The organism is Gilliamella sp. CG22 (genome assembly GCF_046635725.1).
Lineage (GTDB): Bacteria > Pseudomonadota > Gammaproteobacteria > Enterobacterales > Orbaceae > Gilliamella > Gilliamella apicola_I.
Genome location: NZ_JBIDFK010000002.1, coordinates 252,521 through 277,954 on the forward strand (window position 1 = coordinate 252,521; position 25,434 = coordinate 277,954).

Here is a 25,434-nt window from a genome sequence, read left to right on the forward strand (position 1 = left end):
ATAGAAGCTCATGACTGCACATATAATTAATGGTAAAGCGTTAGCACAACAAATACGAAACGAAATTGCTAATAAGGTAAAAGTTCGGGTTGAAAATGGGTTATCTATTCCTGGGCTTGCTGTTATTCAAGTCGGTTCAGATCCTGCATCAAAAATATACGTAAACAATAAGCAAAAAGCTTGTGATGATGTTGGTTTTGCTTCATTTGCTTATGATTTTCCCACATCAACAACTGAAGCATTATTAGCATTGATAGATGAATTAAATCAGCGATCTGATGTGCATGGTATTTTGGTGCAACTTCCTCTCCCTGAAAATATTGATAAAACTAAAGTGCTTGAACGAATCGATCCGAATAAAGATGTTGATGGTTTTCATCCGTATAATATTGGTCATTTGTTACAGCGTGATCCACTTTTACGTCCATGTACACCCTATGGTGTGGTTAAAATGCTTGAATCGACCGGTATCAATTTATCTGGATTAAATGCCACTGTGGTTGGTGCTTCAAGTATTGTTGGTCGTCCCATGGCGTTAGAACTGCTTTTATTGGGTTGCACAACGACAATTACACATAGTAGAACGGTCGATTTAGCAAAGCATGTTAGTAATGCTGATATTGTTATCGCTGGGGTCGGAATTGCCAATTATGTGAAAGGCGAATGGATTAAACCCGGCGCTATTGTTATTGATGTCGGTATTAATCGTTTACCTGACGGTAAGCTTGTTGGCGATGTAGAATTTGATACTGCCGTAAAACGCGCGGGTTGGATAACACCTGTTCCCGGTGGTGTAGGGCCAATGACGGTCGCTATGTTAATGAGCAATACACTTCAAGCTTGTGAAAAATTAAGTAATTGAGTTCAATTAATCGAAACTCATTTAAGGTTTATTTGTTAGATTTACATTAAATAAAAATGAAAATAAGGAACATTTATGATCGTATTTCACACTACATATGGTGATATAAAAATTAATACTTTTGATGATAAAGCACCGGAAACGGTTAAAAACTTTGTCGAGTATTGTAAAGAGGGGTTTTATAATAACACTATTTTTCATCGTGTTATTAATAATTTTATGATTCAAGGTGGTGGTTTTGAACCGAGTATGAAACAAAAAAAGACGAAAGCACCGATTCAAAATGAAGCCGCAAATGGATTAAAAAACAATCGTGGTACATTGGCGATGGCACGTACATCAGATCCTCATTCAGCCACAGCACAATTTTTTATTAATGTTGTAGATAATGATTATTTAAATTATCGTTCAGCAGATGTTAACGGTTTTGGCTATTGTGTTTTTGCCGAAGTGGTTGATGGACTTGATGTCGTTGATAAGATCAAAGCGGTTAAAACGGGGCGTAATGGTATGCATTCAGATGTTCCAGTTGAAGACGTGATTATTACGAGTGTCACGGTTGAATAATCCTGTCCGTTATTTTATCGCTGATATCCATTTATCAGATAGTGAGCCTGTGGCTGATTCATTTAATATTAGCGCAGGCTTTTTCTCGTTTCTTGACACATTACCTGAATACAGTGAACTTTACATTTTAGGTGATTTATTTGATTATTGGGTGGGTGATGATGTTAATTCTAAATTACAAAATCAAGTTGCAGATGCATTAAAATTACTTTCTCAACGTCATATTAAAAAATATTTTGTTCATGGTAATCGTGATTTTTTATTAGGTAAAAGATTCGCAGATTCTTGTGATATGATTTTATTACCAGATATAAATTGCTTAGCAAAACAGAACGGAAAAATTGTTTTTTTACATGGTGATTTGCTTTGTACAGATGATCTTCAATATCAAAAGTTTCGTAAAGTGATGCATAACCGATGGTTGCAAAAACTCTTTTTAATGATGCCATTATTCATCCGTTTGAAAATTGCTGCAAAATTAAGACAACAAAGTCGTGAACGTAATCAAGTTAAATCAGCGTATATTATGGATGTTAATCAGCAAACGGTTGACAGTATGATGAAACACTATCATGCAGATATTATGGTGCATGGTCATACACATAAACCTGCTGTTCATGATTTTTTAGTGGACAATAAACCTGTAAAAAGGCTTGTACTGGGTGCATGGCATGATGGTGTTTCGTATATTAAACAAGAAAAAGATAGTGCTCAATTAACTCTTTATAACCACTCTTGTAAATAAGCGCTTTGCAAAATAGAATCGGTTTTTCCATAATCTAATAATTTTCCTTGTTCCAAAATGACCACATCGTGAGCGATACGTTTGACTTCGTTTATGTTATGAGTGACATAAATTATTGGGATGTTTAGTTCATTAACCAATTTTTCGATGTAGCTTAACATCTCTTTTTTACGCGGCATATCTAACGCTGATAAAGGCTCATCCATTAATAATAGTTTAGGATGAGTTAAGAGTGCTCGACCAATAGCGACTCGTTGCTTTTCACCGCCTGACAACATGGCTGGATAGCGTAATAATAAAGGGCGAATATTGAGTACATCGACGATTTCATCAAATCGTGACATTGTGATTTTTTTGGCACCATAGGTTAAGTTTTTTATGACCCGGTAGTGGGGAAAGAGCAAAGGATCTTGAAATACGGTGCCAATATCTCTTTTTTCAGGCAAAACAAAAATTTTTTGTTCTTCATCATATAAGGTTGTGCCATTAAGTTGGATAAAACCATGGTCAGGTTTAATTAAACCATTAATCAAATTAATCAGTGTCGATTTACCCGCACCCGATACCCCTAATACGGCAGTCACACCTTGACAAGGAATTTGAAGTTTAAATTCAAATAAAAAACGGAGAAGTTGTTTTTTTACATCAAGATTTAACATCATTTATCAGCCTGCTATCTTTTTTTTATGCCAGCGGTTTAATATTTCAGATAAGAATAACGCCACTAGCGATAAGATAATGGAGATAATGCAAAGTCGAAAAGCGGCGAATTCACCATTTGGTATTTGCAATAAAGTATACATGGCTAAAGGCAATGTACGGGTTTCACCCTGTATATTTGAAACAAAGGTAATCGTTGCACCAAATTCACCTAAACAGCGAGCAAAACCAAGAATTATGCCCATTAAAATACCGGGAAAGGCTAATGGCAATGTTATGGTTATAAACACTCGTAACGGTTTTGCACCTAACGTGCGAGCAACTTGTTCAAGGCGGTAATCAATCGATTCTATCGCCAAGCGAATTGAACGTACCATTAAGGGAAAAGCAACAACGGCTGAAGCTAACGCGGCACCTTGCCAATTAAAACTAAAACTAATATCTAAATAACGATAAAGCCATTTACCGATTATTCCCTGTTTGCCCATGGTCAACAGTAGCAAATATCCCAACACTACAGGTGGCAAAACTAAAGGAAGATGAACAAAACTATCCAAACAAGATTTTCCCCAAAATTGGCATCGAGCCAAAATCCATGCGGTGAAAATACCGATGGGTAAACTGCAAGCAATGGCTACGCCTGCAATTTTTAAACTTAGCAACAAGGTTTGCCATTCAAAGTCTGTCAGTAGCATAGTGATAATGTGTTATTGCGTGATAAATCCATATTTTTCAAAAATTATTTTAGCATTGGGTGATTGCAAATATTGATAGAAATCTTGTGCTTCAGGTTTCAATAAAGCGATCGGGTACTCAATCGAGGTAAATGTATTGGCAGGAAACGTCCCTACTATTTTCACTTTATTACTTACTTTAGCATCTGTGCTGTAGACAATCCCAAGTACGGCTTCGTTGCGTTCAACTAACATTAAAGCATCACGAACATTACTTGCCGGTGCAAACTGAGGGGATAATTGATCATATACCCCTAAATTTGTTAATGACTCTTTAGCATAAAGTCCTGCTGGCACATGATCGGGATCACCAATAGCCAGTTTTTCATTTTTAGGCAAAATAGCATTCCAATTGGTTGTAGAATTAATCTCAACTTTATCAATCGAAGACTGTTTTGGTGCAATAAGTACTAAAGCATTTTTGAGTAAGTTATCTTTATGGTTAACAAGATGATGATCAATCAAATAAGTCATCCATTTTTGATCGGCAGACATAAAAATATCAGCCGGTGCACCTTGTTCAATCTGTTTGGCTAACACCGATGATGAGGCAAATGAAAACACAATCTCAACATTTTTATGATCGGTTTGATATTCATTTGCAATATTTTGCATAACGTTCGTCAGTGAAGCCGCAGCAAAAACAGTTATCTTCTCAATGGCTGAAACTGAAACGCTAAATAGGGTAGTTGCTGTTAACAATGTTACGGCTAACAATGTTTTTATGTATTTGTTCATCCTCTTCCTCGCTCGATATAGGTTGTTTTAATATGACCTATCATATTGGTTTAACTAAACTTGTCATAACAGATAGCTAATCGTTATATAAAATATTATATAGCGATGCTATCAAAATTCGTTAATAAAGTACAATTAAACTTTTTGATATTTAGGATTGATTCGACAATCGAAAGCGTGTTTAACGGTATAGGGAAATTGCTAAGTCATTTTATTGCTAATCAATCAATTAGTAAGATCGATTCATTTTTTGGTGGATGGCTAAAAAGCGTTTACAATAATAGAAATCTTTTGGTGAATGGTCGCTTTGAAATAAGCGTAATAATGGCTGAAATCATGTTTTCTCCTGAAATTTTACTGACATTAAATCTGAATCAACACCGGTTTGTCGATCCTCGTCGAATAGCCTTACTTAAAGCGATTGAGCAAACAGGCTCATTAAGTCAGGCTGCAAAACAAGTCGGCATGAGTTACAAAACTGCATGGGATGCTATTAATGAAATGAATGCGTTAGCCCCGACTCCTTTTTTTATTACCTCAATTGGTGGCAAGAAGGGCGGTGGAACAAAGCTTAGTCCTTATGCAGTAAGATTTATTCAGCTTTATGAATTGCTAACGCAATTACAGCAAAATGCTTTTAATATATTGAGTGATGATAAAGTTCCACTCGATGATATTTTAAAAACGACAGCAAAGTTATCTTTGCAGACCAGTGCACGTAATCAGTTATATGGTAGTATTAAGCAATTAGAGATCAATGAGGTCGCTGGCTATATCACCGTTCTATTAAGCGATAATCAAACTGAATTGAAAGTTAATATTACCCAATCAAGCGTGCAACGATTAAAATTGAGTCCAAATAAAACTGTTATGTTACTCATTAAAGCCCCTGCCATTGAATTTAATCATCTCAATGAAAACTGTTTATCGGCAAAAGTGCTGCAAATTAAAAGCGATAAACATTGGAGTGAAATTGAATTATTATTGCCCTCTGGGCTTGCCATTTATGCGACCAAATTAACCCAAGAAATAGAAAAATTGGCAATAACTAAAGACAAGAAGATTATGCTGTCTATTGATCCACAGCACATTATTATCGCCACCTTAATATAATATTGAATAAATGGAGGTATCCATGTTACGAATTGAAAATGCGGTTTATAAGATTAGTGATTATCGTGTATTTGATATAGAATCTTTGACGTTCAACTCAGGCAGTAGTTTAGCGTGTATTGGTCGTAACGGCAGCGGTAAATCGGTTTTTGTGAAAGCTATCGCTGGAGAGTTACTCCTATTATCTGGTATAATTGATAACCAATTTAAATCCATTGCCCATATCTCGTTTGAGCAACTGCAAAAATTGATTGATGACGAATGGAAGCGAAATAATACAGATATGTTAAGTGAAGGTGAGCACGATACTGGATTAACGACTTCGCAAATTATTCAACAAGCCCATGCAAATGAATCTTTGTGTCAGCAATTAGCGCAACAATTTGGTATTAGCGAACTTTTAAGCCGTCGATTTAAATATCTGTCAACTGGTGAAACCCGCAAAGCATTGATTTGTCGAACGTTAATGGTAAAACCCGATTTATTGATTTTAGATGAACCCTTTGACGGATTAGATGTGCAATCACGTGAAAACTTATCTCAAATCCTTGAGGGGTTGGTCAAACAAGGAATTACTATCATATTGGTTTTAAATCGATTTAATGATATTCCCCCATTCATTGAAAATATTGGACTATTAGCCGATTGTCAACTCTTGAAAATGGGCAAAAAAGATACAATATTAAAGGATGAAACAATCCAGCAGCTGGTTAATTTGGAAAATCTGCCTGAGATGTCATTACCAGAAGAGGATGAATCACCTATTGAACTTGCCGATCACTTAGATCGTATCATTTTAAATAACGGCTATGTTTATTATGACGATAAAGCGGTGATTAATGGATTAACTTGGCAAGTTAAAGCGCATCAAAATTGGCAAATTATCGGGCCTAATGGTGCCGGTAAATCGACACTATTAAGTTTAATCACAGGCGATCATCCTCAAGGTTATAGCAATGATTTGACACTTTTTGGGCGTAAACGTGGCTCTGGTGAAACCATTTGGGACATAAAACGTCATATAGGCTATGTCAGCAGTAGCTTCCATTTAGACTATCGAGTGAGTACCAGCGTTAAAAATGTCCTTTTGTCCGGTTATTTTGATTCTGTTGGGGTTTATCGAACAGCGAGTGATAAACAAAATAAGCTAGCGGATAAATGGCTACAACTACTTGGTTTATATTCTCAGGCTAATAAACCGTTTCAATCGCTTTCTTGGGGGCAACAGCGCTTAGTTTTGATTGCCAGAGCATTGGTTAAACATCCTACATTATTAATATTGGATGAACCCTTACAAGGATTAGATTATTTAAATCGAGAATTAGTCAAACGTTGGATAGATTGCTTAATTGTTGATGGGCATACACAATTGTTATTTGTGTCTCATCATGCTGAAGATGCCCCTAAATGCATCACTCATCGATTAACTTTTGTACCTACAACTGATGTTAACTATCAATATAAGATTGAAGAGATTAATTAGTTTGTTAGTTTTTTGCTATTAAAAACTATTTAAAAATAGAAAAAAACAATTAAATAAAGGCGATTTAATCCCTAAATTTTTTGTTGAAATTTGAAAAAATTTTAAAAAGACTATACTTATGGAGTTATCCCCCAACCCTGTGGATAACTCTGTGAGTAGTTTATTCAAAACAGTAAAAAACTCAGTTTCTATAAGGTTTTGTATTGAACTGTTTAGATTGTAAGCGTAATGGAATGAAATTAATAATATCAATAAGTTATCATAAATCAAGTTGTCATTAGTAAGCGGCGATTAATTGAATTTATGTTAACTGAACAAAAAATATAACATTTTAAAAGGTCAAGCCCTTTTGGGGATAATTTTTATTAATAGGTAAAATTTTAGGTTACGACGTAATGAAAAAATTCAAATTGTGTTCCGATTTTAAACCTGCCGGCGACCAGCCAGAAGCGATTAAAAGGATTAATCAAAATCTTGATGACGGAATAGCACATCAAACATTATTAGGCGTGACTGGCTCAGGTAAAACGTTTACGATGGCAAATGTCATTGCTAAACATAATCGCCCAACGATTATTTTAGCGCCAAATAAAACACTTGCTGCACAGTTATATGGCGAGATGAAAGCTTTTTTTCCTGAAAATGCTGTTGAGTACTTTGTTTCTTACTATGATTATTACCAGCCAGAATCTTATGTACCTTCAACCGATACATTTATTGAAAAAGATGCATCGATTAATGAACATATTGAACAAATGCGACTTTCGGCAACAAAATCTTTATTGGAACGCCGTGATGTCGTCATTGTCGCTTCGGTTTCGGCGATTTATGGCTTAGGTGCGCCAGAAACTTACATGTCAATGATTTTGCATTTAACTAAAGGTACGATTACCGATCAGCGCTCGATATTAACCCGTTTGGCTGAATTACAATATACGCGTAATGACCTTGGATTTAGTCGTGGTACTTTCCGAGTTCGTGGTGATGTCATCGATATTTTTCCGGCTGATTCGGATGAACTTGCGGTAAGGGTAGAACTATTTGATGATGAAGTCGATCGAATTACATTATTCGACCCATTGACAGGTAATAGCGTTAATGAAGTATCACGTATTACTATCTATCCTAAAACCCACTATGTTACACCAAGAAACATTATGGAAAATGCGATTGCTCAAATTAAGCTCGAACTTAAAGAGCGTCAGAAAGTACTACTTGATAATCAACGACTGTTAGAAGAACAACGTTTAACGCAACGTACGTTATTTGATATTGAGATGATGACCGAATTAGGCTACTGCTCGGGTATCGAAAACTATTCACGGTTTTTATCACAGCGCAAACCGGGCGATCCGCCGGCAACGTTATTTGATTATCTACCGGCTGACGGATTATTGTTTATTGATGAATCCCATGTTGCTATTCCCCAACTAGGTGCAATGTATAATGGCGACCGTTCACGTAAACTTAATTTGGTTGAATATGGTTTTCGTTTGCCGTCAGCGTTGGACAACCGTCCATTGAAATTTTCTGAATTTGAAAATATTATGCCGCAAACAATTTATGTATCGGCAACACCGGCAAAATATGAAATCGAAAAATCGGGTGGCGAAATCATCGAACAAGTGGTTAGACCAACAGGCTTGCTAGATCCTATTATTGAAATAAGACCGGTGGCAACGCAAGTTGATGACTTGCTTTCGGAAATTAAAATCCGCATGCAAAATGAAGAGCGGGTATTAGTTACCACCTTAACCAAAAAAATGGCAGAAAATCTAACCGATTATTTATCGGAGCATAATGTGAAAGTGAAGTATTTGCATTCTGATATTAATACGGTTGAACGCATGGAGATTATTCGGGATTTACGGTTAGGCAAGGTAGATGTGCTTGTTGGAATTAACTTATTACGTGAGGGATTAGATATTCCTGAAGTCTCGCTTATTGCGATTTTAGATGCTGACCGAGAGGGTTTTTTACGTTCTGAAAGTTCTTTAATTCAGACAGTTGGACGTGCAGCGCGTAATGTAAATGGTAAAGCGATTTTGTACGCTGATAAAATTACGCCAGCAATGCAAAAAACCATTGATGAAACCGCTCGACGTCGAAAAAAACAGGAAGATTTTAATACGGCACATGGCATTACACCAAAATCAGTACGTAAAGAGATTAAAGATATTTTAGAAGCAGGATTAAGCACTAAAAAATCAACGGCGAAAGTCCAAGCTTTTGAACCAGGTAAACCGTATCATTATGTCTCTGTCAAAGAGGTTCAAGCCAGAGTGAAAGAGCTTGAAGCAATGATGTATGAAGCAGCACAAAATCTTGAATTTGAAAAAGCAGGTGTGTTGCGTGATGAAATAAAAAAATTACGTGCAGATTTTATTAAGGTTTCTTAATTAATCATCTTATAAGGAATAAATGATGACAATAACACGAATTGATCCAGCAGAACGTTGGTCTGAAGCGGTAATACACAATGATGTAATTTATTATACCAGTGTACCGACTAATTTAATCGACGATGCTTATGCACAAACTAAAAGTGCACTGGCTGAAATAGATAATATGTTAGCCAGAGCAAATAGTGATAAAACACAGCTTTTAGATGTCACCATTTTTCTTGCCCACAAAAGTGATTTTACCGCAATGAATAAAGCATGGGATGAATGGGTAGCAAAAGGTAGTGCGCCCGTTCGTTGTACGGTACATTGTGCGCTGATGGTAGAAGCGTATCTGGTTGAAATAAAAGTTATTGCTGCGGTTAAAGCGTAAATTCAAATTGATGCACATGCTACCTTTGTTATGTAGGCAATGGTAGCATGGTGTATATCCTTAACGATCCTTTTTATCCCCATTCATAAAATTTTAGTGTATACTTTATCTACTTAATTTTTTAAATATTCATACAATTTTCTATGCGTATTCAACCTAAAATTGCTATTGTTATGGGCTCCAAAAGTGATTGGGCAACGATGCAACATGCTGCTGATGTGCTTGATACACTCATTATTCCTTATCATGTTGAAATCGTTTCTGCTCATCGTACTCCAGATAAACTGTTTCAATTTGCTCAGGACGCTAAGCAAAAAGGCATTGATGTGATTATTGCTGGTGCTGGCGGTGCAGCTCACTTACCGGGTATGTTAGCGGCTAAAACACTTGTCCCTGTGCTGGGTGTACCCATTCAAACCGCGGCTTTAAGTGGGGTAGATAGTCTTTATTCAATTGTGCAAATGCCTAAAGGCATTCCTGTTGGTACACTAGCGATTGGTAAAGCTGGGGCAGCAAATGCCGCTTTACTTGCTGCGCAAATTCTTGCCCTGCATGATGCCGATATTTTCCAACGATTATCCCTTTGGCGATTAAGCCAAACGGATGATGTCCTTAATCATCCCGATCCGCGAGTTGAAGATTAACATGACAATGAAAACGGTATGTGTACTTGGAAACGGGCAATTAGGACGAATGTTAAGACAAGCGGGGGAGCCTTTAGGGATAAAAGTCTATCCTGTTGGCATAGATGTTGAACCCGATTCAATTCCTTATCAACAGTCGGTGATTACTGCTGAAATTGAACGTTGGCCTGATACGCCTTTTACCAAGCTTTTAGCTAACCATCCTCAATTTGTTAATCGCCATGTATTCCCTATTATTGCAGATCGTTTAACGCAAAAACAGTTACTCGATGGACTTGGTCTACCAACAGCGAAATGGCATTCACTTGAACATCAACAACAGTGGTCAAATCTGTTTGCTCAGTTAGGACAACGTTTGATTGTCAAACGTCGAACAGGCGGATATGACGGTCGTGGTCAATGGCGGATTAACGATGAAAATAACGTCAATATACCCGATGAAGTTTATGGACATGCGATCGTTGAGCAAACCATTAAATTTGAAAAAGAAGTTTCACTAATTGGGGCTCGTAATGCTAATGGGGAAAAAGTTTTTTATCCATTGACTAACAATTTACATCAAGACGGTATTCTAAAAATGAGTGTTGTCTTACCCGATGAATACAAAACATTACAGTCAAAAGCTGAACACATGTTATCGGCTATTATGGATAAACTAAATTATGTGGGTGTCATGGCGATGGAGTGTTTTGTGATGGGTAATGATTTGCTCATTAACGAACTGGCGCCTCGTGTGCATAATAGTGGACATTGGACACAAAATGGTGCTTCAATTAGTCAGTTTGAACTGCATTTAAGGGCTTTATTAGGATTGCCACTACCTAAGCCAGATGTCTTTACCCCTTCAATTATGGTGAATTTAATCGGTACAGAACTCAATAAAATATGGTTATCGATTGATTTAGTGCATCTGCATTGGTACGAAAAGGAAGTTCGAGTTGGGCGTAAAGTAGGGCATATCAATTTAACACATGATAATCCAGATAAATTAAAGCAATCTTTAGCTAGTTTGATATCGTTATTACCGGTGGAATATCAATCGGCTATTGAATGGGCGAAACAGAAATTATAATAATATGAATACAAGGGATTGAGCATGATCGAATTTAATAAAAAAATTAATTATCAACGTAACGAAAGAAATAAACAAGAAAAAATAACCGATCCCTACTCTATTATTGGTTGTTTTGAAAGCGATCGAGGAAGGATCCTTAACTCTGCTGCGATTCGCCGTTTACAGCAAAAAACGCAAGTTTTTCCATTAGAGCGTAATTCTGTTGTCAGAACGCGCTTAACCCACTCCATGGAAGTACAACAGGTAGGGCGTTATATTGTTAAAGAGATCATTCATCGTCTTAGCAACGCCGGAAAACTGGAACAATTGGGATTAGAACAAGTTATTATGCCGATTGAAAGTCTGGTTGAAATGGCTTGTTTAATGCATGATATTGGTAATCCACCTTTTGGGCATTTTGGTGAAAAAGCGATTAATCAATGGTTTGGTTCACGATTAAAAATTCATGCATCGTCTTATTATCCCGTGCTTGAAATACAAGAAACGGATAATACCGAGCTTCAGGAATTGAAAAACAAAATCCGTCAAGACTTATGCAATTTTGAAGGTAATGCACAAGCCATTCGATTAGTTCATACCATTTTGCGATTAAATCTTACTTATTCGCAAATTGCGTCAATATTAAAATATTCCAAACCTGCCTATTGGTTGCATGAAGTTCCTGTTAAATTCTCCTATTTGATGAAAAAACCGGGATATTACTTATCTGAAGAGCCTTTTATCAAAGAGTTATCTGAACAACTTGATATTGAACCTTTTCACCGTTATCCACTCACTTATATTATGGAAGCAGCAGATGATATCTCTTACTGTATTGCTGATCTTGAAGATGCTGTTGAAAAAAAATTATTTTCTGTACAACAACTTTATAACTATTTAGAAGATGCTTGGGGACCAATCAAATCAGGTGATCTTTTTGATAAAGTTGTTAAGCGTTCATACGATGAATATTTAGGACAAAATCAATTTAGAGCGATAGCTATCGGGCAATTTTTTATAAATTTACGGGTCAAGACGATAACTAAGCTTGTCTCTCATGCTGCTGAGCGCTTTATTGAAAATATCGAGGAGATATACCATGGTTCATTTAATAATGCGCTCTTGGAAGGTAAAGGGGCTGAATATAAATTATTAAATATTTTTAAAACGGTTGGGATCAAATATGTATTTAATCATGAATCTGTTGAAAATATTGAATTACAAGGTCACCGAATTATTAGTGGATTATTAGATATTTATAGTCCTTTACTCGATATGCCAACCCATGATTTTTTAAAATTAGTAAAAGACGATAATCACAAAGAATACCCGATTGAAACACGGCTTTATCATAAACTTTCCGCTAAACATCGGGATGCTTATCAACAAGCTATTAAGAATAAAGATGAAACGAAAGAGACTTTTCAAAGTTGGGAGTTCTATTATCGTTGTCGTTTGTTGCAAGATTATATTAGCGGCATGACTGATCACTTTGCTTTTGATGAATACCGCAAGTTAATGGTGACCTTCTAATTAAATTAATGAATAGATTAAAAGGCACTACAAAAACGCAATAGCACCAGATTAGTGCATCAAACGCTATCGAGTTAAATTTTCTTGATAACCCAATAGAGCTTATCAGCTCAATCATTTGTTATACAATTCATGTTTTATACCTGCATGATAACGCTTCATCATTGCTTATCTAAAATCACAACAAATTAATCTTAATCAAAGCTGGCATAACCTTTGCATTATGTTGATTACCCATAGTAAAAGATGAGGAGTTACATAGATGAAATTAGTGACTGTTGTGATTAAACCTTTCAAATTAGAAGAGGTCAGAGAATCACTTTCAAATATTGGTATCACTGGATTAACTGTTACAGAAGTAAAAGGGTTTGGGCGGCAAAAAGGTCATGCCGAACTTTATCGAGGTGCAGAATACACTGTTAATTTTTTACCTAAAGTAAAAATAGAGTTAGCGATCAGTGACGATCAACTCGACGAAGCTATTACCACAATTTGTCAGGCAGCTTATACCGGCAAAATTGGCGACGGAAAAATTTTTGTTACGCCATTGATGCACGTTGTTCGGATCCGAACGGGTGAAACCGATGAGTTAGCACTATAAATAGGGATAATATTATGTTAAAAAAATTAAGTTTAGTGTTTGGATTATTGGTTTCTGGTTCAGTATTGGCAAATGAAGTTCCTATTGCTAATAAAGCGGATAATGGTTTCATGATGATTTGTACTGCACTGGTACTATTTATGTCTGTACCGGGTATCGCACTCTTTTATGGTGGATTATTACGTTCTAAAAACGTGTTATCCATGTTGTCACAAGTATTGGTTACTTTTTCATTAATCTCCGTACTTTGGATAACGTATGGCTATACCTTATCCTTTGGTCAAGGAAATTGGTTTTTTGGTAACTTTGACCATTTTTTATTAATTGGCGTGAAGATAACGGACTTGTCGGGAACGATTTATGAGCTGATTTGGATCGCTTTTCAAGGCTCTTTTGCCTGTATAACCTGCTGTTTAATACTGGGGGCTTTTGCGGAACGTATTCGATTTTCAGCCGTATTAATTTTTATGGTAATTTGGTTTACATTCGCCTATATACCGATGGCTCATATGGTTTGGGGCGGGGGTATATTAGGCGATGAAGGGTCATTAGATTTTGCTGGTGGTACGGTGGTTCATATTAATGCTTCCGTTGCCGGATTAATTGGCGCCTATCTGCTTAAAAACCGTATCGGTTATAATCGTGAGCCCTTAAAACCTTTCAATTTACCTTATGTGTACTTAGGGTCAGCAATTCTTTATATTGGCTGGTTTGGTTTTAATGCGGGATCGGCAACACAAGCCGATGAGATTGCCAGCTTGGCTTTTATTAATACGGTCGCAGCAACGGCAGCCGCCGTTTTAGCGTGGACCATTGCCGAATGGGTATTGCGAGGTAAACCATCATGTTTAGGCGCTGCTTCAGGGGTTATTGCTGGATTAGTTGGCATAACGCCAGCCGCTGGATTTGTCGGCGTTGGTGGCGCAATGTTAATTGGTTTGATTTGTGGTTTTGCCGGTGTTTGGGGCGTATCTTCTCTTAAAAAAAGGTTAAAAATTGATGACACCTGTGATGTGTTTGGAGTACACGGCGTCTGTGGTATTGTAGGTTGTCTGCTAACAGGTATATTTACAGCAGAATCGTTAGGCGGCATTGGTTATGCCCAAGGCATGAATATGCTAAGCCAATTAGGTATCCAATTATTGAGTGTGATTACCTGTGTTGTTTGGACAGCTATTATCGCATTGATTGGTTATAAAATTGCCGATTTGTCAGTTGGATTACGTGTATCAGAAGAGCATGAACGTGAAGGATTAGATATTAACAGCCATGGTGAAAGTGCCTTTAACAGTTAGCACTGATAAATATTAGTATTTGTTCTAACAAACCTATTAAATAAATTACAGGGCTTATACCCTGTAATTTATTAGACCTAGTATTAATTATTGTTAAAACTATTTTTTAATCATCCCAAAGCATAATGGCATTATCTTCAGTTAAGATTAAAGGTGGAGCAAACAAATGTTCTTTTATTTGTGTTGGGATCACATCAACATCACTTAGATCAAGTTCAACATCTGGGTATACTTTAGCCATCTCTTTCAATCGAGTACCAAGTAATTCCTTTACTTTATTGGACTCTTTAGCCAAAGCTATCTCATCTTTTAACATACCGATTTGTTTCTCATGGTGTTCGGATTCAAATATTTCCCCAAATATAAATGAAAACTCTTTATTTTTACGAAAAGTATTTTTTTCGTTGTACTCTTTTTCTTTATACTCAGTATGATGTAATTTAAGCTCCTTAATACGTAATGCAATGATTTCATCTACGCAATCCGGATAATTTAGTTTAGAGTCTAAATAGCTTAAAGTATTTTGTTTTGTTACTGATTCACTGTTTTGTACTAAGGTAAATAATGGTTTTTTATGTGTCTTCATTCTATAACTTCCTTTCTATTTCAGGACAATAATATAACAATGTGTCGGACAATGAAAAAAACGATTGTTACTTGTTTTCTTAAGATACTTCTTGTTACGGTGCTACATCAGTATAAAATAACTAACTTCCAGTTTTTTTGTAATTTCCTTATAACAAGTCGATTAAATGCTATTCAACAATTAATAAATCAAGTTAAAAAATTATTATTTACTTTATTTTTACAAGACGAAAATTAAAATTTAATGCCTCCTGTCATTACTAATACACTTTATAATGGATAAAAATTAACCAAGAACTTAACACTAATTTCGAATAAAAATACCAATAAAATTACCAATTCTGTTCGGCTAACTCGTTTTCATATCACTCTTTAAATCAAATTTAGCTTGATCTCCATAATGAGAAAATATCGACATAGGTATAAGCTTTCCTAAGAAAATAACTATATTGTTAAGCAAATAATTACTTAAACTGTCGAGATGATAGTGTTTTTCTGGAAATAATGTTGTGTTCGATATGATAATTTTATTTGGCTTAATAATTCCTTTTGTTACAGCCGCTTTTGGAGATGATTTCTCGTGATAAGAAGTACTTCTTACTAGTTGTTGATCACATTCCATTACGCCTATTTTTGTTAATACTTGAAAAAATAATTTTTGAGTTAAAACGGTTATTCTTCGTTTAGACCAAGAAAATATTGCCAATTTAACAAGACTAATCACTAAATGGTGGCTTAGTAGACGTTTTTCAAGGTCTTGAAACATCATAATCCTATTCCTCTATATTATTTTATTGATTTAAAAAATAAAAATGTAGAAACAAGTATAACAAATCAAACTATTAAGGTTACAAAAGTATAGAAATTGTTCATTGCAATAAAGATTGTGGAGGAATATGTTTAAATTAAACATAAAAAATGGATAAGACATTTTGCTAGACGCATTTAAATTTAATATTTATTCGATCTTATTCACTCTCACATTCTTATTAAAATATTAGGATGACTATATAGCAGTAACTTAAATTAACGGCTAAGTTGTCTAACCAATATTGACTACAACAAACTCATTACATTCATCTCAATTTTATCGATCACCATTCTTTTAAGCCGGTTTAACTCACTAAATAGGCTAATCAGACCAGATGAATGAATAACAATTCACGACAAAAACTTCAATCTACGTTATACTAATGATTAATTTAGTAAAAATTATAAATTTTGAATTAAAAATGCCGTCTTTTTAAGCTGTTAAATACTGTTATTATTAGATGTTTTTGATTAATATTTGACAAATGATAAATAAACAACTTAACATGAACTGGATTCATCTAAAAAAGTAATTTAAAACCAGCAAGTCCTTCTTTTCAATACTTGTCCTACATATTATTGTTTGTAAATGTAAAGATGAAAGTTGAAAAACAGCTAACTGAAGTTTGACCGTCGAAGTACAGGAGAATTACAGATGTATGATGAAAATAAATATTTGGCACAAAGCCGTATCGTTAATCGTTATCAATTAGCTAAACTACATACTTTTGAATCAGCAGCTCGCCATTTATCATTCGCTTTAGCCGCAGAAGAGCTTTGTATTAGCCCAAGTGCTGTCAGTCATCAAATCAATAAATTAGAAGATGAGCTAGGTTTTAAGTTATTTCAGCGTTTTCATCGTCGTATTGAATTGACTTATAATGGCAAAAATCTTTTTAGTGCAGTAAAAAATTCGCTTCGTAATTTGAATCAAGAAATTCTGGAAATAACGAATCAAGAGGCAGCTGGAACATTAACGGTCTATGCAAAACCGTCATTTACTCAATGTTGGTTAGTCCCTAAACTTGCTGAATTTACTCGGCAGTATCCGTATATCAGCTTGAATATTTTGTCCGGTAATGAAGTGAGTAATTTTAATCGTCATCATATTGACCTTGCCATCTATTTTGATGCGCTACGCTATGAAGAAGTTCGTTATGACCATTTGATGAATGAAACCATTATTCCAGTCTGTAGCCACGCTTATGCGCTTAAACAGGATTTATATGGTAATGTGGATAAATTGACCAATTGTACTTTGTTGCATGACGGACAAGCTTGGGGACATGACTCCAACTTAGAAGAGTGGAAGTCATGGGCAAATAATTTTTCATTACCTTTTGAACTTAATGATATCCCCAAAATCATCTTTGATCGTTCTGATTTAGCTATTATTGCGGCTATTAACCATACCGGTATTGCCATGGGACGAAAACAGTTAATTAGTAAATATTTGGAAACGAAAGAGTTGGTTATGCCTTTTCCTGATATGGAATTATTATGTAAACAGCGTTATTACATTTTAAGACCACAAACCAAATATAATCCGAAAGCGGATATTTTTATTAAATGGCTTAAACGTTATGTTTAAGCCTTGATGTCAGAATTTGTATATATAAAGCGAATTAGTCTTATTCGTAAATTATAACACCGTTATGAGCCTTTCTTAAGGTTTTTCAGATTTAACAATGCAATGGCTGATAGAATAATGATGACGCCGATCCATTGCGTTAACAAGACAGATTCTTTCAAATAGAAATAAGAACAGGTCACGGCTATCGGAAGCTCAGCTGCCGATAATATCGCACTAAATGAAATGCCAATTTTTGGCATACCAACCGAAAATAAAAAGGGCGGTAAAACGGTTCCTAATAACGCCAATAAGAATCCTAATACATAAAGTGGGTCTGAAATACTGTATTTAAAAAAGAATAACGGTGGAAAAATTAAAAACGTAATAATACATGCACCCGTTATCATTAAGGCACTTTTTTCAAGCTTTGGTAAATCGTTACCCACATTACTACTGGTAGTGATAAAAAGGGAATACATTAAAGCGGCTAAAAATCCAAATAAACAGCCTGAAAAATTTAAATGAATGTCTTGATTAAGAACGCCTGCTGCTAAGCAACTACCGATGATGATAATGCCTACTGTCAAAAGTTGAACGCTACTGGGTTTATTTTTAAATATGACAAAATCAATAATGATACTGATCCATAAATATTGCATCAGTAGAATAATGGCTATTGATGCCGGAACTAATTGAACACACTGATAGTAGCAGATACCAACTAAGCCGGGAAAAATTCCAACAGCACACACTTTCCATTTTGGGGTAGAAGGAGAATGTTTAACAGGGGCTGCTTTGGGTTTATTTAAGCTTTTAACGATTAGGTGACTGCCCCATAGTATCAGCATACCCAAAAAACATTGCACACCGGTAACTTCACCTAATGTATATCCAGCTTGATAAGCGGTTTTTACAATAGAAGAGAGGACACCAAAACTACATGCCCCTAAAAAAACTAGAAAACTGCCTAAAAATTTTTCTTTCATATTTGAATCTCAATACTTTTGTAACAAAAAACTTCATCGATAATTTTCGATGTAAAACATAATCACAGGGGGATTAGCCCTGCCGTTTATTCAAGTTCATTAAATGAGTGATGATAATGAATACGAATTGATTCGATTTAGAAGATAAACATGTTGTTATAATCCATTATATGAGTTGACTATCCTATTGTTTAATCTGTTTATTGCTTGTATGGTCATCATGAAAACTAAAGTAAAACACGATAGCTAAAATGAGTGCATAAGACGCAAAAATTAACCATATAACTTGCCAATCTTTTACATTATTATGGGTACACATATCGACAACTAAACCACTGATAATTGAACCTAAATAAGCCCCGACACCGTTTACCATAGTCATAAATAAACCTTGTGCGCTGGCTCGTATACTTGCATTAACCTCTTTTTCAAGAAAAATTGAACCGGAAATATTAAAGAAATCAAATGCACAACCATAAACAATCATGGATAACATGAGTAAAACAAAACCAAATGGTGTTGGATCACCAAATGCAAATAGTCCGAATCTTAAAGTCCAAGCGATTAAGCTTATCATTATGACCTTTTTTATCCCCAATTTTTTGAGAAAAAATGGGATAGTTAAGATAAAGGCAACCTCTGCCATTTGTGAAACTGAAGATAAAATAGCCGGGTACTGTGTAATTAGACTATTTTCAAATTGCGGAATCTTATTAAAATCACGCAAAAAGGTGGTACCAAAAGTATTGGTTATTTGCAAAATAGCGCCTACTAATACCGAAAATAAAAAAAACACCGCCATTGTCGGTTTTTTAAAAAGTACAAATGCGTCTAATCCTAATCGAGAATGCCATGACTGTTTTATTTTTTTATGAATCGTTATTTTAGGTAGTGTCGAACTGTAAATGACAAGTATGATTGATGCGATACTGGCTACATAGAGTTGTGCATGACTCTGTTCTAATTTAAGTAGGCTTATTATCCACATTGCAATAATAAAGCCTACGGTACCAAAAACCCTTATTTTAGGAAAAGCTTTTAATGAATCAATATTATTGTTGTCTAAACAGTGATAACTGATCGAATTCGATAAAGCGATAGTGGGCATAAATGCTAAAGCATTCGCTAACATTACCCAAAATAATGGATTAGGTTGAGTGATTGATGCTGCATAAAAAAGTGCAATGGCACAGATTGTATGACATAGCATGAAAAGGTATTTAGGTTGTAAAAATTTATCTGCAATAATGCCGATAATGCATGGCATGATTAATGCGGCAAGTCCCTTTGAACTAAACACTAATCCTATTTCAGTCCCTGAAAAATGGAGAGTATGACTCATATAAGAGCCAAAGGTAACCAGCCAGCTTCCCCAAATAAAGTATTGGAAAAACAACATTATTTTCAATCTATTGCTTATGTTCATTACAGATACCTACAAAGTAAACCCTTAATACAACATCAACACAATAAAACAGTAATTAAAAGCGTGCTATCGTTTTAGTAATTAATTGTAAAAACGTTGATTTTACACGTTCTGCTGTTTCAATCACTTCTTCATGCCCTAATGGTTGATCCAAAATACCACAAGCCATATTCGTTAAACAGGATATGCCTATCGTTTTAATTCCCGAATGATGAGCAATAATGGCTTCAGGCACAGTGGACATACCGACTGCATCTGCACCTAATACCCGAATCATTCTAATTTCTGCTGGTGTTTCATAAGTTGGCCCTGTCCACCAAGCATAAACGCCTTGGCGTAAGGTAATATTAAGTTCTTTGGCAACGTCTAAAACGGTTGCACGTAATTGTTTATTATAAAGTTCACTGACATCTAAAAAACGTACACCTAGTTCATCGTTGTTCGGACCAATTAAAGGATTATTTGCCGTCAAATTAATATGATCAGTAATCAGCATCAAATCACCAGGATTAAAACTGGTATTCACTGCACCACAAGCATTGGTAATAATCAGTTTTTCAACGCCCAGCATTTTCATGACTCGCACCGGAAAGGTCACTTGATCTAACGAAAATCCTTCGTAGTAATGAAAACGTCCTTTCATGGCAACTACTGTTTTATCGCCGCTTTGACCAATAACTAACTCATTAGAATGTCCCACAGCAGCTGATTTTGCAAAATGAGGGATTGTGTCATAAGGAATATGGATTGCATCTTCAAGCGTATCGGCAAAAGGGCCTAATCCTGAACCTAATATAATACCGATAGTTGGTTTTTTATTGGTTTTTTGTTGAATATAGCTGACCGCTTGTTGAATATCAGATGTTTGATGCATGGATGTATCCTTAAATTGTCTGTAGATGTTTGTAAGAATAAATTTTGATGAAGCTAATTCATCTTTTCAAGATTAATGTATTATTAATAAATTCATTTTGAGAATGTGTGATGGCGTTGTTATTTTTGGCACATTCTTAAAATCGCCGTAGTATGTCATATCTAAAAAAATAATTAATCATCTTTTTTTTAAAACGCGAAAAAGATCACATAAAAATTTATCGTTAAACTCGCATTGTTCACCTTTTAACGTATTCGGTGACTAGCTGAATAAATCACACCTTTATCATTTTTGAAAAAACCGATTAAGGTAAGATTACTTTTCTTGGCCATATCGACTGCCATCGAGGTTGCAGCGGATACTGCCATCAATATTTCAATTCCACAATGAATGGTTTTTTGTACCATTTCATAACTGGCTCGACTTGAAACAACAATAACACCTTGAGGAAAATTCGGATTTTTTTTAAGTTGTGTCGCTCGAAAGCCTAACAATTTATCCAATGCGACATGTCGACCTATATCTTCGAAACCAGCAATAAAATTACCTGCTAAATCAAGTAATATTGCAGCATGCGTACAACCCGTTTGTTCACCAACAGTTTGAACACGTTTTAATGCTGACAATGCTTGATTAAAATAGGATAACTCAATGAAATGAGTGGATGACAAGGTAGGTAAGATGTTACAGACTTGTTCAATCTGTTCCGTGCCACAAATACCGCAACCTGTTCGACCTGTTAAGTTCCGGCGCTTTTGTTTAAGCTCAAAAAATCGCCGTGATGATAGCTCAATGTGCACTTCAAAACCATTTGTCACTTTGATAATGTCAATGCTGTAGATGTCATCTAGGGATTGAATAATTCCTTCTGTTAATGAAAAGCCGATAGCAAAATAGTCAAGGTCTTTAGGGGTTGCCATCATGACAACATGTGAAATACCGTTATATACCAATGCAACAGGGGTTTCTATAGCTAAAACATCATGTTCTGAATGGATGGGTTGATTACTGTTAAATTTTTCAACGGTAATATGTTCTAAACCGATTGTCATAGACTTTCTCTGGCTATCTGTCTTTTATAAAACGTTATGGCTAAGTGATTAGCTATTATACGCTATCTGGATTTGTTGAAAATAGGGTATTAGCATACTTAAAAATAGTTGTAAGATAATTCATAATGCACTTATAACTTAACGCTAATACTTACTTATTATGATAAAATAGGTCACCATAATCAATTGAAAATTTGTGATGCAATTATGTCATTAAATGAAATTACACACACCATAATGCAATTTATTGAAAATCATCAAATCTGGGCTTTGCCCATTATATTTTTATTAGCATTTGGTGAATCGCTTGCCATTATTTCTTTAGTGGTTCCAGCAACGGCTATATTATTAGGTGTAGGTGCATTAATTGGAACAGGTACACTCTCTTTTTTACCGGTATTGATTGCTGCTTCGCTAGGAGCCATTTTGGGTGATTTAATTTCATATTGGTTAGGTAAACATTATCATCATCAAGTTATCCATTCTTGGCCACTTAAAAAGTATCCTAAATTGGTTTTTCGAGCAGAGCAATTTTTTCAACGTTATGGCGCGTTAGGGGTTTTTATCGGGCGTTTTTTTGGTCCGTTAAGAGCCGTAGTGCCGTTAGTTGCTGGCGCAATGCATATGCCAACAACTAAGTTTAATTTAGCTAACATCACCTCAGCACCGATATGGGCATTTGTTCTGTTAGCGCCAGGCGCCTTTGGCGTGCCTTGGTTAGAGACACTTTTTGGTTAAATGGTTCCTACAGTATAACTACGACGCCCACTTTTGCGACCCAGTGCCTCTAAATTGGTTTGTAATGGTGGAAAAGGGAGTGTCAGACCGTTTTCACGGTAGGCTTCTAGGATTAATTTATGGATTGCACTTCGTAACACCATGCGATGTCCCATTTCAGCAGCAAAAACACGCAGTTCAAATAATTGAATACCTTCTTGAATATCCACTAAAAAAACTTGCGGTTCAGGGTCTTTAAGCACATATTCACATTTATCCGAGGCTTTTTGAAGTAATTCAATAACCAGATCACTATTGGCATCAATTGTAGCCGGGATAGTGAGTACAATTCGTGTAATAGAATCTGACAATGACCAGTTAACGAGTTGTTCGGTAATAAATGCTTTATTCGGCATCACAATTTCTTTTCGATCCCAATCAACAATAGTGATGGCTCGAGTGTTAATTTTGGTGATATTACCAGTCAGATCCCTGATTGTTACGGTATCGCCTATTCGGACTGGTTTTTCGAAAAGAATGATTAATCCCGAAATGAAATTTGCAAATATTTCTTGTAAACCAAAACCTAAACCAACACCAAGTGCCGCTATAAGCCATTGTATTTTCGACCAATCTATCCCAATAAATGAAAAGGCCATCATGGAGCCAATCATTAAAATGATATATTTTGATAAGGTTGATATTGCATAACTGGTGCCCGGTGCTAAATCTAAGTGTTGCAATATTCCCAATTCCAGTAATGCAGGTAGATTTTTAACTAATTGGACGGTAATTGTCATCACCAAAATAGCAATACATACCGCGCCTAAAGTAATATATTGTTCAACTTCGGTACCATTGATGATCGTGGTAGTTCCCCAAAGTTTGATATTATTCATAAATGCGAATGCTGAATGTAATTCAGACCAAAGTAAAATCATACTAATTAAAGCAATTAACATGATGATAGAACGTACAAGTTGTAAAGATTGTGCACTAATCACATCTAAATCGATAACAGGCTCATCGACGTTGTCAGCCAGATCTTCTTCGGGTGTTTTAGCGCGTTGCAGACGTTCAAGACGGCGTTGTTTAGTTCGTTCAAATTCGATACGCCGTTTTTGTATCCACATCCAGCGACGAATCATAAAATAGATAACGAGAAGTCCACACCAAATCACGACCGATGCTTCAAGACGACCTAATAAAACTTGTGCCGTTGATAGATAACCCAAACAAGCAGCAATAATGGCAAGCCATGGCGCACTAAGAAGTATTAGCCAAACGATACGGCTTAATAAATTTTCGCCCGATCCTTTTTTATCAATATAAAGTGGAACGCCTGCTCGGTGGATAGAGTTAGTCATAAACACTAACGCAAAGCAAAGAATGATAAACGCAATACGCCCAATGGTTGCGGCAAATTGACGATTACTGAACTGATCAAAGCTCATGACAACCATAACCAATGGTATGACAAGCCATACCGATAATTGATAATATTTCATGGCTGCACGGACTTTTTTAGATGACCAACCAAAATGACTAATAAACAAGCCGTTTTGTGATGCCAGATGTGCCGTGATGATAAATACCCATAAAATTGGAGCAGCAGCATTAACACCGTATCCTAACGCAACGGCAACAGGATAATCCCAGTTGAGTTGTAATGCATAGCCAAAGACTGCCCATAAAATAGGAATCGGTAAAGCCATGATTAAAGAATATATGACGACTTCTAAAGTTAATGAAAAGTTATCTTGCGTTACTTTACCCACACGGGAGGCAGATTTATTCAAAAATGCGTAATATTTTTTACGCATTTTAAAATGCACAACGACAAATAATATCGATAAAATCAGTAAAAAAAGTGTTTTCGGGGTCGTCAGTATTTGGATTCCCGCTTTATATAATTGTGAAAGCGAGTCGATCGAAAAAATAACATAATTGACGTCTTTAGCTAATTGTAACGGAAAACTCAATGATACGGGATTTACATCAGCAACCCAGAAGAAATATCGATGAGCAGCATCATTCACTTCGTCAATAGCATTAATTAATTGCTTATTGGCAATTTTTAATTTGGTTAATTCTAAAATCGTGGTATCTGTACCTGCGATTAACGTCTTAAGTAACTCGCTTTGTTCACGTAATAGACGGCGATATTGCGAGCCTTGTTTTCCAGCGTTAATTTGATTAGATAAATTTGGATAATTATCCAAATTTTTAAGAACATTACTGTAATTAAGTTGTTGAACTTTGGCTTTGGCTATTTCTGCGTCGAGCGCTAAAGATTTTGGTTTTTCAGGTAAACGTAATAATTGTTGACGTAATGTTTCACCTAATGCCGTTGAAAAGCTTAGCCACTCTCCTTGTTCATCGAGAGTAGCTAGGGTATTTTGAACATGAGAGATTTGCGTTGATATATTTGTCTGTTCGTTAATTATACTGGTTAAATGAATCTTTTGGCTTTCCATATTTTGGCGAAGATCTTCATTAGTCTCGTTGAGTTTATCAACGATTTCAGTAAGTTGTTGAACATCATCAATAGTCGTTATTTTTTCTTCAGCGAATAGGGTTGAAGAAAAAACCATTAATAAAAAACAT

General features: G+C 35.6%; 23 protein-coding genes and 1 pseudogene. 14 read left to right on the top strand and 10 right to left on the bottom strand.

Annotation, left to right across the window (positions count from 1 at the left end; all coding sequences use genetic code 11):
* Nucleotides 1-10 precede the first annotated feature (10 nt).
* The 3 genes from folD (at nucleotide 11) to ACGH46_RS02880 (ending at nucleotide 2,174) form a co-directional block, all read left to right on the top strand.
* Nucleotides 11-862 (top strand): bifunctional methylenetetrahydrofolate dehydrogenase/methenyltetrahydrofolate cyclohydrolase FolD, encoded by an 852-nt coding sequence (folD, locus tag ACGH46_RS02870; protein WP_267351302.1) that lies wholly within the window; start codon nucleotides 11-13, stop codon nucleotides 860-862.
* A gap of 75 nt (nucleotides 863-937) precedes the next feature.
* Nucleotides 938-1,429: a peptidylprolyl isomerase B gene (ppiB, locus tag ACGH46_RS02875; protein ID WP_411604043.1), complete on the top strand. Its 492-nt coding sequence runs from the start codon at nucleotides 938-940 to the stop codon at nucleotides 1,427-1,429.
* Nucleotides 1,422-2,174 carry a UDP-2,3-diacylglucosamine diphosphatase gene (locus tag ACGH46_RS02880; protein ID WP_411604045.1) on the top strand — a complete coding sequence of 251 codons (753 nt, stop codon included), beginning with the start codon at nucleotides 1,422-1,424 and terminating at the stop codon, nucleotides 2,172-2,174. Before ppiB ends, ACGH46_RS02880 begins: the two co-directional genes overlap by 8 nt.
* Here ACGH46_RS02880 and modC read toward each other — a convergent pair.
* Genes modC through modA form a run of 3 tightly spaced genes read right to left on the bottom strand, consistent with a single transcriptional unit; the run spans nucleotide 2,153 to nucleotide 4,306 of the window.
* On the bottom strand, nucleotides 2,153-2,836 hold the full coding sequence (gene modC / locus ACGH46_RS02885) for a molybdenum ABC transporter ATP-binding protein (protein WP_411604048.1): 684 nt from the start codon (nucleotides 2,834-2,836) through the stop codon (nucleotides 2,153-2,155). The genes ACGH46_RS02880 and modC overlap by 22 nt on opposite strands.
* Before the next feature lie 3 nt (nucleotides 2,837-2,839).
* The gene (modB, locus tag ACGH46_RS02890; RefSeq protein WP_267351309.1) at nucleotides 2,840-3,529 is read right to left on the bottom strand and encodes a molybdate ABC transporter permease subunit; all 690 of its coding nucleotides are present in this window, start codon (nucleotides 3,527-3,529) and stop codon (nucleotides 2,840-2,842) included.
* Nucleotides 3,530-3,541: 12 nt separating this feature from the next.
* The gene (gene modA / locus ACGH46_RS02895) at nucleotides 3,542-4,306 is read right to left on the bottom strand and encodes a molybdate ABC transporter substrate-binding protein (protein WP_411604050.1); all 765 of its coding nucleotides are present in this window, start codon (nucleotides 4,304-4,306) and stop codon (nucleotides 3,542-3,544) included.
* A gap of 324 nt (nucleotides 4,307-4,630) precedes the next feature.
* Between modA and ACGH46_RS02900 the strand changes: the two genes are divergently transcribed.
* The 9 genes from ACGH46_RS02900 to amtB all read left to right on the top strand — a co-directional run bounded on the left by ACGH46_RS02900 (nucleotide 4,631) and on the right by amtB (nucleotide 14,804).
* Nucleotides 4,631-5,419, top strand: coding sequence for a TOBE domain-containing protein (locus ACGH46_RS02900; RefSeq protein ID WP_267361187.1), 789 nt, complete (start codon nucleotides 4,631-4,633; stop codon nucleotides 5,417-5,419).
* Nucleotides 5,420-5,429: 10 nt separating this feature from the next.
* Nucleotides 5,430-6,902 carry a molybdate ABC transporter ATP-binding protein ModF gene (gene modF, locus ACGH46_RS02905; RefSeq protein ID WP_411604053.1) on the top strand — a complete coding sequence of 491 codons (1,473 nt, stop codon included), beginning with the start codon at nucleotides 5,430-5,432 and terminating at the stop codon, nucleotides 6,900-6,902.
* Nucleotides 6,903-7,297: 395 nt separating this feature from the next.
* Nucleotides 7,298-9,301, top strand: a complete 2,004-nt coding sequence (gene uvrB / locus ACGH46_RS02910) for an excinuclease ABC subunit UvrB (RefSeq protein ID WP_220216767.1) — start codon at nucleotides 7,298-7,300, stop codon at nucleotides 9,299-9,301.
* A gap of 25 nt (nucleotides 9,302-9,326) precedes the next feature.
* Nucleotides 9,327-9,677 carry a RidA family protein gene (locus ACGH46_RS02915; protein WP_411604056.1) on the top strand — a complete coding sequence of 117 codons (351 nt, stop codon included), beginning with the start codon at nucleotides 9,327-9,329 and terminating at the stop codon, nucleotides 9,675-9,677.
* A 143-nt stretch (nucleotides 9,678-9,820) separates the two neighbouring features.
* On the top strand, nucleotides 9,821-10,321 hold the full coding sequence (gene purE, locus ACGH46_RS02920) for a 5-(carboxyamino)imidazole ribonucleotide mutase (RefSeq protein WP_411604059.1): 501 nt from the start codon (nucleotides 9,821-9,823) through the stop codon (nucleotides 10,319-10,321).
* A 7-nt stretch (nucleotides 10,322-10,328) separates the two neighbouring features.
* On the top strand, nucleotides 10,329-11,393 hold the full coding sequence (gene purK / locus ACGH46_RS02925) for a 5-(carboxyamino)imidazole ribonucleotide synthase (protein ID WP_411604153.1): 1,065 nt from the start codon (nucleotides 10,329-10,331) through the stop codon (nucleotides 11,391-11,393).
* A gap of 18 nt (nucleotides 11,394-11,411) precedes the next feature.
* Entirely contained in the window at nucleotides 11,412-12,908 is a 1,497-nt protein-coding gene (gene dgt / locus ACGH46_RS02930; RefSeq protein WP_411604062.1) for a dGTPase, read from the top strand.
* Between the two features lie 262 nt (nucleotides 12,909-13,170).
* Entirely contained in the window at nucleotides 13,171-13,509 is a 339-nt protein-coding gene (gene glnK, locus ACGH46_RS02935; RefSeq protein ID WP_220216771.1) for a P-II family nitrogen regulator, read from the top strand.
* Nucleotides 13,510-13,523: 14 nt separating this feature from the next.
* A complete protein-coding gene (gene amtB, locus ACGH46_RS02940; RefSeq protein WP_411604064.1) occupies nucleotides 13,524-14,804 on the top strand; it encodes an ammonium transporter AmtB in 1,281 nt (426 codons plus the stop codon).
* Between the two features lie 106 nt (nucleotides 14,805-14,910).
* Here amtB and ACGH46_RS02945 read toward each other — a convergent pair whose 3' ends face one another.
* Both ACGH46_RS02945 and ACGH46_RS02950 read right to left on the bottom strand, forming a co-directional pair.
* Nucleotides 14,911-15,390: a hypothetical protein gene (locus ACGH46_RS02945; protein ID WP_267351326.1), complete on the bottom strand. Its 480-nt coding sequence runs from the start codon at nucleotides 15,388-15,390 to the stop codon at nucleotides 14,911-14,913.
* A 348-nt stretch (nucleotides 15,391-15,738) separates the two neighbouring features.
* Entirely contained in the window at nucleotides 15,739-16,158 is a 420-nt protein-coding gene (locus ACGH46_RS02950) for a hypothetical protein (RefSeq protein ID WP_411604067.1), read from the bottom strand.
* Nucleotides 16,159-16,854: 696 nt separating this feature from the next.
* Between ACGH46_RS02950 and dsdC the strand changes: the two genes are divergently transcribed.
* Nucleotides 16,855-17,790, top strand: a complete 936-nt coding sequence (gene dsdC, locus ACGH46_RS02955; protein ID WP_267361203.1) for a DNA-binding transcriptional regulator DsdC — start codon at nucleotides 16,855-16,857, stop codon at nucleotides 17,788-17,790.
* Between the two features lie 62 nt (nucleotides 17,791-17,852).
* Here dsdC and ACGH46_RS02960 read toward each other — a convergent pair whose 3' ends face one another.
* From ACGH46_RS02960 to fdhD, 4 genes are all read right to left on the bottom strand, one after another.
* On the bottom strand, nucleotides 17,853-18,758 hold the full coding sequence (locus ACGH46_RS02960; protein WP_411604070.1) for an EamA family transporter: 906 nt from the start codon (nucleotides 18,756-18,758) through the stop codon (nucleotides 17,853-17,855).
* Nucleotides 18,759-18,942: 184 nt separating this feature from the next.
* Nucleotides 18,943-20,184, bottom strand: coding sequence for a nucleoside permease (locus ACGH46_RS02965; protein ID WP_411604073.1), 1,242 nt, complete (start codon nucleotides 20,182-20,184; stop codon nucleotides 18,943-18,945).
* A 55-nt stretch (nucleotides 20,185-20,239) separates the two neighbouring features.
* Nucleotides 20,240-21,058 (bottom strand): purine-nucleoside phosphorylase, encoded by an 819-nt coding sequence (locus ACGH46_RS02970; protein ID WP_065559228.1) that lies wholly within the window; start codon nucleotides 21,056-21,058, stop codon nucleotides 20,240-20,242.
* 245 nt (nucleotides 21,059-21,303) lie between these two features.
* Nucleotides 21,304-22,110, bottom strand: a complete 807-nt coding sequence (gene fdhD / locus ACGH46_RS02975) for a formate dehydrogenase accessory sulfurtransferase FdhD (RefSeq protein WP_267361211.1) — start codon at nucleotides 22,108-22,110, stop codon at nucleotides 21,304-21,306.
* Nucleotides 22,111-22,317: 207 nt separating this feature from the next.
* On the opposite strand from fdhD, the gene ACGH46_RS02980 reads away from it, so the two are divergent.
* Nucleotides 22,318-22,848 carry a DedA family protein gene (locus ACGH46_RS02980; RefSeq protein ID WP_267361213.1) on the top strand — a complete coding sequence of 177 codons (531 nt, stop codon included), beginning with the start codon at nucleotides 22,318-22,320 and terminating at the stop codon, nucleotides 22,846-22,848.
* On the opposite strand, the pseudogene mscM reads toward ACGH46_RS02980, so the two are convergent.
* Nucleotides 22,845-25,361: pseudogene (gene mscM / locus ACGH46_RS02985) on the bottom strand (miniconductance mechanosensitive channel MscM); the annotation flags it as partial. The gene ACGH46_RS02980 and the pseudogene mscM sit on opposite strands and share 4 nt — an antisense overlap.
* Nucleotides 25,362-25,434 lie beyond the last annotated feature (73 nt).

Excerpts from the sequence above, each read along its gene's own strand:
- ppiB (WP_411604043.1), top strand. The coding sequence starts at position 938 with ATGATCGTATTTCACACTACATATGGTGATATAAAAATTAATACTTTT.
- modC (WP_411604048.1), bottom strand. The coding sequence starts at position 2,836 with ATGATGTTAAATCTTGATGTAAAAAAACAACTTCTCCGTTTTTTATTT.
- uvrB (WP_220216767.1), top strand. The coding sequence starts at position 7,298 with ATGAAAAAATTCAAATTGTGTTCCGATTTTAAACCTGCCGGCGACCAG.
- ACGH46_RS02970 (WP_065559228.1), bottom strand. The coding sequence starts at position 21,058 with ATGCATCAAACATCTGATATTCAACAAGCGGTCAGCTATATTCAACAA.
- modF (WP_411604053.1), top strand. The coding sequence starts at position 5,430 with ATGGAGGTATCCATGTTACGAATTGAAAATGCGGTTTATAAGATTAGT.
- dsdC (WP_267361203.1), top strand. The coding sequence starts at position 16,855 with ATGTATGATGAAAATAAATATTTGGCACAAAGCCGTATCGTTAATCGT.
- ACGH46_RS02950 (WP_411604067.1), bottom strand. The coding sequence starts at position 16,158 with ATGATGTTTCAAGACCTTGAAAAACGTCTACTAAGCCACCATTTAGTG.
- ACGH46_RS02945 (WP_267351326.1), bottom strand. The coding sequence starts at position 15,390 with ATGAAGACACATAAAAAACCATTATTTACCTTAGTACAAAACAGTGAA.
- purE (WP_411604059.1), top strand. The coding sequence starts at position 9,821 with ATGCGTATTCAACCTAAAATTGCTATTGTTATGGGCTCCAAAAGTGAT.
- modB (WP_267351309.1), bottom strand. The coding sequence starts at position 3,529 with ATGCTACTGACAGACTTTGAATGGCAAACCTTGTTGCTAAGTTTAAAA.
- modA (WP_411604050.1), bottom strand. The coding sequence starts at position 4,306 with ATGAACAAATACATAAAAACATTGTTAGCCGTAACATTGTTAACAGCA.
- ACGH46_RS02980 (WP_267361213.1), top strand. The coding sequence starts at position 22,318 with ATGTCATTAAATGAAATTACACACACCATAATGCAATTTATTGAAAAT.
- amtB (WP_411604064.1), top strand. The coding sequence starts at position 13,524 with ATGTTAAAAAAATTAAGTTTAGTGTTTGGATTATTGGTTTCTGGTTCA.
- glnK (WP_220216771.1), top strand. The coding sequence starts at position 13,171 with ATGAAATTAGTGACTGTTGTGATTAAACCTTTCAAATTAGAAGAGGTC.
- ACGH46_RS02960 (WP_411604070.1), bottom strand. The coding sequence starts at position 18,758 with ATGAAAGAAAAATTTTTAGGCAGTTTTCTAGTTTTTTTAGGGGCATGT.
- ACGH46_RS02915 (WP_411604056.1), top strand. The coding sequence starts at position 9,327 with ATGACAATAACACGAATTGATCCAGCAGAACGTTGGTCTGAAGCGGTA.
- ACGH46_RS02965 (WP_411604073.1), bottom strand. The coding sequence starts at position 20,184 with ATGAACATAAGCAATAGATTGAAAATAATGTTGTTTTTCCAATACTTT.
- ACGH46_RS02900 (WP_267361187.1), top strand. The coding sequence starts at position 4,631 with ATGGCTGAAATCATGTTTTCTCCTGAAATTTTACTGACATTAAATCTG.
- folD (WP_267351302.1), top strand. The coding sequence starts at position 11 with ATGACTGCACATATAATTAATGGTAAAGCGTTAGCACAACAAATACGA.
- purK (WP_411604153.1), top strand. The coding sequence starts at position 10,329 with ATGAAAACGGTATGTGTACTTGGAAACGGGCAATTAGGACGAATGTTA.
- fdhD (WP_267361211.1), bottom strand. The coding sequence starts at position 22,110 with ATGACAATCGGTTTAGAACATATTACCGTTGAAAAATTTAACAGTAAT.